The following is a 9,948-nucleotide window of genomic DNA, read 5'->3' on the forward strand; positions in this document are numbered from 1 at the left end:
TAAAACACTTAATTTAAGAATCCTTCCCGCTCCAGCAAAGCCATAGCTTCGATCGTTGTTGCTGCGCTGATTGCCGAGCGTAAATCGCCCCATGTCTCATTGTCTGAAGGAATTTCCCACCAACGATAACTGAATTTGATAGCAGGTGCCTTTTGCGTCCCGAAAGTCCACAGATAGTTTGCGTTGTTTTCTAAAAAGGCAATGAAACGTCTCCGATCGCTTTCTGGCAAGTCAGGATGCCGGATAAGCAGCGTAAAGTACCGAACAAATATTCCCTTAAACAAATTCACATCATGGCCGTGTCCATTTCCGTGTTGCTCGCCAAAATCAGTCATCACCCTATTTACTGTATTGATATTCGCTGATATGTGATAGTTGGCTACTTTTATAGCGTCATTCAGGTACACTTTATCCTGAGTTATTTCATATAATTCAAGGGCTGCGCCAATAAACGTACCGACATTGTAGGAGTAATCGCCATTGGTGTTGTCAATATGCTCAAAAACCCGCCCGGTAGACAATACCGTGCGGTTGTACTTCATCCAGTCGTAAATACGATGAGCCCATTCAACGTTTGTCAAACCGTCTACAACTTCATCGGGATAGCGTTGAGCGCGGCGTGCTGCGATAATGGCCGCCGGGCCATTGGCGGGAATACCCTTGTCATCTCCCAACTCATCGGACCGCTTTCGCCATTGGATTCCTCCGCCTTGGTAATCTGTCCACCCCTTGACAATCCAGTGCCATAAGTCGCGAGCTGAGTTTGCATAACGCTCATCACCCGTAGCCTCCAATGCTCGCATATGGGCCAGTCCGTGCCAGCCCATATCGTCGTAAAACTCATTCTCCCAATTGTTGCTATACCAATTCTTCCTCCGGACCCCTTCATAAAAGTCAAAAATGGCCTGCTTATATCGCTCATCGTTAGTTCGGAGGTGAGCATCTACCAGCACATCCAGCCCATGAGCTTCGGGCCAATAGTCATTCCACACTACCTCGCCATTAAACGTGTTATTAAAACAATGGTGTTCTGTGTTCCAGTAACGCGACACGAATGCCGGAGTACTGCTATCGACTGCTGCGATCCAGCTGTAGTCCGGAAACAGCTTGGTCTCGATATAGACATCTTCGTATGAACCACATGCGCCCCATACCGTTACGCATGCAATTCCATAAAACAGCTTCTTCATCATCTTGTTCCTTATATCATAAATCGTTAGTCTCTGATATTTAAAAAGTCGTGCGTATAATTCCTTTCAGCGGTCATTGATATACGAACATCTGTATAATACCGGCTAAGGTTGCCAGGATCGCATAGCTCATTAGGGAATTTGAATTGTGCTCCGGCCCATTGCCCCGATTCAGTAGGAGCCATATCGCGGTATCCTGGTCTATCTATACTTGGCCGGGGGTCATAGAACGTGCCCGCTTGTCCCCATTCCTCTTCAACTCCGTTTACTGTAAAAATGATTTTGTACCGCTCGTCAAAACCCCAGTCGGTTGACGTGAGCCTTACATTGTAGTCCTTCAATTCCCATATTCCTTTACCCGCATATTGAAAAGCTTCTTTTGCGGATGTCCAGCTCACGCGTATTTCGACTTTATCGACTCGCTGAATGGTCACCACCGCCGTTTCAAAGTCCAGCTTAAGCCGGTATTCGCCCGATGCGGAGACCGTACTTCCTTCAGGGGCATCATATGTTTCGCGGAAAGTATTGTCCTCTTTTACCACCGTAAACGTCCGACGATTGCCGCCAAGCTCCGAGTAAAAATAATAAGGTTTATCCGCCTCAAGATGAGTATATATTTCATAAATATGCTCACTAAGCCTTTTTACCTGCTGGCCTTCCTCGGCTCCTTCACCTGCAATATAGAGTAATTCACCAGCCTGAAGAGCGGGAACACTGGTAAGCCGGACAACCGTTATCGTGCGGTATGAGGTAGCAACGACTTGGTTAAGCCCTCGGCTAGATCGCACCGTCCACTTGAAGGCTCCTTCCATGCCGGGCTCCACACCCATCATCGCTGCAATCCTATCCAACGTACTATGGGAAAGCGTAGCACCTGTACCAATCCCTCGATTATCGGATGGCACCACATATACAGGCGACGAAAAATCCCCTTCTGGCCGGTCAAATAACAAGTCGTAATAGACGATACTATTATCTTCCGAACTTGCCCGTTCCCATTCAAAATACAGATTACCCACAGGTTGCAGTACCAAATAGCGATTGTCCGCAGGCTCATAAAAATTCGGAACTTCAGTTACCATAACGTTCCTAAACTCGGTTTTTTCAGCACATCCGGCAAAAAGCATCAATGCTAACATAAACGCCAACAAAGGCAGCCTTCCTATATGACATTTCATAATTATATTATTTACAACTGTTTGATTCATAATTATTTACTCCATTGCTTTTTATTTAAACGCATTACGGTCAATACCCAGGGTTCTGCCCTAAATTATTATTTATGGTGAGTTGTTGTCGAGGAATAGCCCAAAAGTAATCGCGATCTGCATTGAAACTATTGTGTTCATAAGAAAAATAATCCAATGTACCACTGCTTCTGTCAAATTTGGCTCCTCGGAATGGCGCATTCATTACCGTTTCAGCGATTTTCCATCGGCGGATATCGTAAACACGTGTTCCTTCAAGTGCTAGCTCAACCCGGCGTTCGTCACGGATAATCTGGCGCAGGTCACCAGCCGAGGGAAAATCCAATGCCAATGGGGTATCGTCAAGTCCTGCCCGTTGGCGGAGCAAGCGAATAGTCTTATCCCATACAGCTGCATCCATTTCGCCCAATTCATTCATGGCTTCTGCATACATGAGCAACACATCCGCGTAACGAAGCGTAATGAAGTTAATATTACATGACCATGTTGAGCCTGCTGTCCAAGCCTCTGGGTTGGGGTCATAATATTTACGGTAAAAGTAACCTGTGTACCCACCATTTTCCCTTCCAATCCGGTCAAGCGAATTATTATTAGGGTCATTCGGATCCACATTGATGGTGTAGCTGGAGCCGTCTTTTCTTCTTACGGTGCTTCCGTGCCGTGCAATCGTCATGTCCATGCGTGGGTCACGGTTTTCATAAGCATGTTTGGTTTCATCCCACTTGCTGCCGTCTTTCATCAGGTACGTATCTACCAGTCCCTGTGTAGGCGAAGCCAGGGTAAACTCCACCAACGGAAGGCTGAATGGCACATATACAGCGATTTCATTCCACGTACGATCGACCGGCACATACTGAATGTCAAGGATGATTTCATCGTTATATTCATTCACCTTGTAAAACAACTCTCCGTAGTTGGGGAATAACGCATACTGTCCGTAATCGTTCGTATTAATAAGCTTCTCCGTATACGTCTTCACACGCGACCAATCATTAAAATTCAACGCCACACGGGCATTTAAAGCGACAGCCGCACCGGAAGTAATCCGCCCACGGTCTGCAGCGCTATACTCTTCCTTGCTTGGCAATATCTCGGCAATTTCTTCCAGTTCACTGTGTATCCACGATATAATTTCAGCTTGCGGGGTGGGCCTGATTGTCCGTGCGGTTTCCAAGTCAATGTCTTCTGTGAAGAACGGTACGTCGCCATACCAGTTGGTCAACTGAAAATACAAAAAGGCACGGATAAAACGGGCTTCGGCCTTCATGCGCGAGGCCAGTCCCTCATCCATGCCCACCCGATCAACGTTAGCGAGAAAGGTGTGGGTAGTTTTGATTCCGGCGTAAGCGTCGCCCCAGAAATTATCGAATAAAGCGGTTGAAGCGGTAGCCTGTCCATTGGCTATCACCCGCACATCATCATTGCCGTAACCATTATACAAGTTATCGCTTAGCCGCTCATCGCGGAAAACGCGTCCCGGGTCATTCATCTGGCGATAAGCCATATTCAATAAAGACGCAGCCCGCTCGGGCGTCGTCCAATAGGTTTCATCGGTAAATTTGTCCGTGGGGGTTACATCCAATCCTACGCAGGATGCCAGCACAACCAAGCTGGTCATGGTATAACCGGAAACCCTTTTTAGAAATATCTTCATATACATAGCATTTAAGATTCTTACTCGTTAGAACTGCAATTCAAGTCCCCCTCCGTAATACTTTAACGTCGGGTAATTTCGGCCGCTGTTTGCTCCCGCGGCGTTCATGCTATTCCCAAATTCAGACGATTCGGGATCAATGAAGCCGTTTTTGGTGAATGTTAACAGGTTTTGACCCGATGCATAAACACGAATTCGGCTCGCCCCGAGCCTATTTGCAAGCGACGTCGGAAGCGAATAACCTATCTGGATATCCTTCAATCGTGCATAGGCGGCATCATAGACGTTCAGGTCAGAAGCCCGACCATAATTATATGCATAGGAAGGTGAAGCGTTGTTTACCAGACGTGGTCTGCTGGCTCCCGTATTTCCGGGATGCCAATAATCCAATTGGTGCTCGAACATCACCCGGTAGTAATCGCCATGGAAAGGTTCAGTCATCTCCCCACGCAATGCCATATCGCGCTTGCCGACCCCCTGCCAAAGCATACTGAACCCGAGTCCTTTCCACTCAAACGAATAGTTAAAGCCAAAAACATAACGAGGGAATGCGTTACCTAAAATAAACCTGTCATTGTCGTCGATAATCCCGTCCCCGTTGCGGTCTACATACCTTACATCACCTGGATGCACATTTGCACCGATGGGCAACGCCGCATTCCGGATCTCTTCGTAGTTTTGGAACAATCCAGCTGTACGAAAACCAAAATAACTGTACAGTGGCACCCCCTCACGGATGATACGTTCTATCTCATCCGACTTAGCGATCTCCTGATCCCCATACTTCATTACCTTATTGAAAGAATCGCCGATATTAGCTCCAAATAAATGAGTAAAATCTCCGTGATGAAGACGATAATTAACAGACAGCTCCCATCCCAGGTTACGCATCTCACCAATGTTGGCTTTCGGGACGGCACCCCCCAAAGTTTTCGGAGTTTGCGGTGTCAATAAAATGTCTGTCGTATACTTGTTGAAAAAGTCATACGATACATTCAACGTATTTTTAAAAAATGAAGCGTCGACTCCGATATTGAATGTAGCGGTTTTTTCCCATGTCAGCAACGCATTGCCGAATGTATATCCCGTGCCCGTTACAGATGTATTATTGAACCCATATTGGTTTTGGTAGATTTCATAGGTAGTCAAAAATTGGTAATCATCTACCGATTGACTACCCAATACGCCATACGATCCCCGAATTTTAAGATCTCCGATACGGTCTCTCCAAAACGAGAAAAAATTTTCCTCCGTTATCCACCATCCCAACGATACGGACGGAAAAAAACCCCAACGCCGTCCATCTGCGAATCTTGACGATCCGTCGTACCGTCCACTAACTTCAGCATAATATTTCTCGCCATAAGAATAACCGATGCGCCCAAGCCACGAATACAGTGCCCGCTCGCCGAAGCCGTTCGGTGTATTATAGCTATCCGTGCTATAAACGGTTTCATCAGTATCCTGATAAAAATCATCTACAAAAAAGCGCTTAATCTCGTTGCGTTCACTACGATACGACTCAGTAGTAAACCCGAATATGCCTGTCACTTGATGTACATTGGCAAACGTCCGGTTATAGTCGAGTAAAAACTGGGTGTTCAGCATGGTAATTTTACCATTATAGTCTTCAATGCTATAATCATTTGAAGCACTTTCATTGACGATGATATTTCGGTTTTGATAATCATACACCGGATAGTAAGCTCGCTTGATGAGTCGGTGTTCAGGTCGAAGGTCATAACCAATCACCGCTTTAGCCGTTAACCCGTTCCAGATATCCAAATCTCCAGAGACAATACCTTGAAAATGGTCGTTGTCGGTGGTTGTCAAACCGCCGTGATACAATGTGGCCAGATAATTGCCCATATTGGTGATATTGTTATTGTAATACCTACCCTGCTCATCTGGATAAAGACTATACATGTTGTAAGTAGGAACTCGCATTGCGTCAGAGAGCCACAGCCCTCCCCGGTCTGAGCGGCCTTCCTGCCGATTATAGGCCAAGAGCGTGGTCAATTTAAGACGACCGATGTCTGACACCAGATTACTTCGAAAATTATAGCGTTTTATGCCAAAATCCTGGCCTTTGAAATTACTTTCTTGGTCGTAATACCCGAAAGAAAGATTGTAAGACGTGTTGGCAGATCCGCCCTGTACGCTCAAATTATGGCTTTGTTGCAGCGCATTTTTCAAGATAGCGCTATACCCCCACTCGCTATCGCCCTGTGCGAGAGCGAAGATCTCATCGGCTGTATATACCGGGGCTAAGCCAGCATTTACGTATGAATCATTACGCAACAATGCATTTTGATAACCTTTTACCGGTTTAAGCAATATGTCCGGATTCTGGGAACCCAATGTGGAATTCAGCGTAATCACGGGCTTCATGTCCAACCGACCTCTTTTGGTGGTAATCAAAATAACGCCATTGGCGGAGCGTGATCCGTAAATAGCCGATGTTCCGGCATCTTTCAATACCGATACACTTTCGATATCATTCGGGTTTAACAAGTTCATAGAACCAACATCATTCATTATCATTCCGTCGATAACAATAAGCGGATCATTATTGTTCATCGAAGTAATGCCCCTTATGTTGATATTCATGGTATTATCATTAGGGTTCATGCTACGCTGCTGAATCGTTAAGCTGGGTGCCGTTCCCTGTAGTGCCTGCGTAATGTTAGCTACCGGACGGTTTTCGATTAGCCTATTGTCTACCTGATCAACGGCGCCCGCCACTCGCTTCCGTGTTGTGGTACCGTAGCCAATCACGATGACTTCCTCTAAGTCGCTTACTGCCCCACTAAGGACGACTTCAATCGTTTTAGCATCGCCCACAACCACTTCCTGTCGATCAAACCCCAAAACACTGATTACCAACAGCTGTTGACGATGATCTACCGTGATAGTAAATGCACCATTCATGTCTGTAGACGTGGCCCGATTTGTTCCTTTCACAGCAACTGTAGCCCCTGCTATGGCATTGCCGTATTCGTCTTTTACGGTTCCGCTAACTGCCTGTTGGCTTTTCTTCTCAATGAGCGTAGCTGTTTCCACGCGGCGATCACTGGCTCGAATCACAATGGTCTTCCCGTTGATTGTCCAATCAAACCCGTTCCTGGTAAGCACCTGTTCCAAGGCTTCTTCAAGATTGGCTCTCTGCAAGTTTACAGATATTGTAGCCTGAGCAACTGCCTTACCCTTAAATAGATACAGGTAACCGCTCTGTTCCTGTACCGATTTCATAATTTGGTTGAGCGGCGCATGGTTGACCTCCAATGTGATTTGTTGGCCAAACACGCCTGCGGAGACCTGTAGAACCAGTCCACATGCAAAAAATAGCGCTAACTTCGTCATAATTAGGCATCGATAGGTTAAAGGCCAACAACGTCCTTTAACACACGAACTTAAATTCATATGTTTGTCTTGTTTGGTATTTTTATGGATTAACGTTCACCCGCTGCTAAACGCAGCATTGTCCTAAGAATTGCCAACGGTTGCCGGATAATGTTCGCAGCATTGTCCGGCTTTTCCGTAAATTGCCGGTGGGGTGTCAGGTTTGTAATCGCGTATGCATCATTCCTCCTTTCTTTGGTTTAATATAGTTGGTTATCTTCTTCCCATTTAAGGGAGCACGACGAGTTTATTGGTTCCGTTTTCTTTAGCCACCTTGAAGTTCAAGCCACTTTCTTTTAACAAGTTAAGAACACTGGCAAGGTTTTCGTTACGGCTGATGGCGCCGTAATAGTATGTGGGTGGTATGTCCCCGTGATAGTTTATTTCCACATCATACCAGCGGCTCAGTTGGTTCATCACGGTCTGGAGCTCGGTTTCGTTGAAGCTGAACAGCCCTTCCTTCCAAGCCACAAAAGTCGTCACATCTACGTGCTGAATGTCGACAGCAGAGCCGCGAACGATGGTTTGCTGACCAGGCCTGAGGCTGAACGACGATTTTGAGTCGGACGCCAACATTACACGGACATGTCCTTCCACCAATGTTGTCTTCATTTCCCTATCGTCTGGATAAGCCGAAACGTTAAACTGGGTGCCGAGAACTTCTACTGTCTGTCCTTTGCTCTTCACCCGAAACGGCATATTCTGCGATTGCGTCGGCTTGGTTTGCATCGCCAAATCATTCGTTGCTTGTTGCGTTTGCTTGCTCACTTCAAAATAGGCTTCACCTTCTAACTCCACCACTCGCTCGTTCCCTACAAATCGACTGGGATACCGAAGCGTACTCGCCGAGTTGAGCCAAACTTTGGTTCCATCCGACAGAACGACCTTATATGTCCCTCCTCTCGGTGTGGTTAATAGCAACGGCTGTATGGTACCCGTTCCCTTTGCCTCACCTGCCGTTATTCCACTGTCGAAGCCAACTACAAGCCTACCGTCTCCGTATGTCACCTCATCACCTACGATAATTCCATCATGACCCGGACTTAAGTTGACTATCCGGCCATCGGCCAGCGTGAGCGTCGCCTTATTACCACCCGGGCCGATGTCTGTTGCATCGAAGAAATGCTGTTGATTTCGCTGCCCATATTCCAAACCCAGCATCCCGACACCAACAGCCAAAATAACAGCTGCTGCATACGGTATCCATCGGAATCGCCTCACCTTGGGCGATTCGTCGGTTTCGCTGTTGATTTGTTTTGTTAATTGATGATGGATACGCCGAAAAGCGGCTGAAACTTCGGGGGTATCTCGCTCGGGGATGTTGGTTCGGGCCAATTCCGTCTGTATGCGCGATAAGAGCTCAGACGCTGCTCCTTCTAAACGGAAGTGCTCCAACAGCATACGTACTTCTTCTTCACTGCACTGCTTATTCAAATAACGGGTGTAAAGCTCGTTCCAATCGCGCATTTATAATCGGTTTACGAGAATATACGGACAGCCGGCTTATTCCATATGCTCCGTTTTCCATTTTTTTAGATCGAGATCTAAAATTCATTGATTATTAATCGTTTAAAAACGAAAACGCCGCCACGAGCAGCAATAACAAATAGCCATCAGGGTGTTTGGCCAGCTCGTTTTTAATAAATTTAGTGGCTTTCACGATATGGTCGTTTACCGTACCGACACCGATACCGAACGATTTAGCGACGTCTGCATAACGCTTACCTTCGAGTTTACATAAAATAAAAATCTCGCGGCGCCTTTGGGGTAATTTATTCAATGCAGTCTGAATGCGCTTAAAGTTCTCACCCCATTCTAATTCCTCGTCCAACGTCCCGTGATGGGCAGTAGCCAAGTGAATTAATTCTTCCTCAGCACGCCTGTCCAAAGCGACTCGCCTATAAAAATCTACAGCCAGATTTCCTGCAATACGCCTGAGAAATCCCCCGAAGGATTTATTGGCATCAACTGTATCTCGCAATTGCCATATTTTGAGAAACACATCGTGGGTCAGTTCCTCAGCCACTTCCGACTGATGCACCAACCGGTAAAGACCATAATAAACACGACGTTTATAATGATGATAAAAGTATTCAAATGCCTGATGACTGCCTGCTTTTAAAGCAAGCAACATCTCCCTTTCCTTAGATCCATTTAATTCAGGCATTATAAATTTAGTTATTGGAAGCTAAGTTAAATACAATAACGGGTAAACCCAAATTACTTTGGATTCAAACATGGTGCAAAATCGCAGTACCATTCAAATGGGATTTCTGATATAAGCGACGTCTCCAACAGGTGCCCACGTCCAATTTTAAGAAGTATAATCCAGCGCTAAATTTCAAAGGGACGCCCCTACAGAGAATCCGTGTACAACCGAAAGATACCTTGCGAAGACGAAGCATACCAAAATAATATTTATGGAATATACTGCACTGTAGCATCCTTGTGCCAACAAGCGTTATCCGCATAACTTATTTCAATCAATTTAGGT

Annotated in this window: 6 protein-coding genes; all 6 read right to left on the bottom strand. The window is 46.0% G+C overall.

Annotated elements, in window-relative coordinates; genetic code table 11:
* Positions 1-8: 8 nt before the first annotated feature.
* The 6 genes from BM030_RS04200 to BM030_RS04225 all read right to left on the bottom strand — a co-directional run bounded on the left by BM030_RS04200 (position 9) and on the right by BM030_RS04225 (position 9,621).
* Entirely contained in the window at positions 9-1,193 is a 1,185-nt protein-coding gene (locus BM030_RS04200) for a glycoside hydrolase family 76 protein (RefSeq protein WP_244518671.1), read from the bottom strand.
* A 23-nt stretch (positions 1,194-1,216) separates the two neighbouring features.
* Positions 1,217-2,368, bottom strand: a complete 1,152-nt coding sequence (locus BM030_RS04205) for a SusE domain-containing protein (protein ID WP_211657528.1) — start codon at positions 2,366-2,368, stop codon at positions 1,217-1,219.
* A 70-nt stretch (positions 2,369-2,438) separates the two neighbouring features.
* Positions 2,439-4,052: a RagB/SusD family nutrient uptake outer membrane protein gene (locus BM030_RS04210; RefSeq protein WP_090971707.1), complete on the bottom strand. Its 1,614-nt coding sequence runs from the start codon at positions 4,050-4,052 to the stop codon at positions 2,439-2,441.
* Positions 4,053-4,079: 27 nt separating this feature from the next.
* Complete coding sequence (locus BM030_RS04215; RefSeq protein ID WP_211657530.1) at positions 4,080-7,415, bottom strand: TonB-dependent receptor; 3,336 nt, start codon at positions 7,413-7,415, stop codon at positions 4,080-4,082.
* A gap of 267 nt (positions 7,416-7,682) precedes the next feature.
* Entirely contained in the window at positions 7,683-8,921 is a 1,239-nt protein-coding gene (locus tag BM030_RS04220) for a FecR family protein (protein ID WP_090971464.1), read from the bottom strand.
* 94 nt (positions 8,922-9,015) lie between these two features.
* Positions 9,016-9,621 (bottom strand): RNA polymerase sigma factor, encoded by a 606-nt coding sequence (locus BM030_RS04225; RefSeq protein ID WP_090971467.1) that lies wholly within the window; start codon positions 9,619-9,621, stop codon positions 9,016-9,018.
* Positions 9,622-9,948: the final 327 nt, after the last annotated feature.

Origin of the sequence: Parapedobacter composti, from assembly GCF_900112315.1 — a bacterium.
GTDB classification, from domain to species: domain Bacteria; phylum Bacteroidota; class Bacteroidia; order Sphingobacteriales; family Sphingobacteriaceae; genus Parapedobacter; species Parapedobacter composti.

Bases quoted from the DNA above. Each gene is read 5' to 3' on its own strand.
- BM030_RS04210 (WP_090971707.1), bottom strand. From the start codon at position 4,052: ATGAAGATATTTCTAAAAAGGGTTTCCGGTTATACCATGACCAGCTTG.
- BM030_RS04225 (WP_090971467.1), bottom strand. From the start codon at position 9,621: ATGCCTGAATTAAATGGATCTAAGGAAAGGGAGATGTTGCTTGCTTTA.
- BM030_RS04220 (WP_090971464.1), bottom strand. From the start codon at position 8,921: ATGCGCGATTGGAACGAGCTTTACACCCGTTATTTGAATAAGCAGTGC.
- BM030_RS04205 (WP_211657528.1), bottom strand. From the start codon at position 2,368: ATGAAATGTCATATAGGAAGGCTGCCTTTGTTGGCGTTTATGTTAGCA.
- BM030_RS04200 (WP_244518671.1), bottom strand. From the start codon at position 1,193: ATGATGAAGAAGCTGTTTTATGGAATTGCATGCGTAACGGTATGGGGC.
- BM030_RS04215 (WP_211657530.1), bottom strand. From the start codon at position 7,415: ATGACGAAGTTAGCGCTATTTTTTGCATGTGGACTGGTTCTACAGGTC.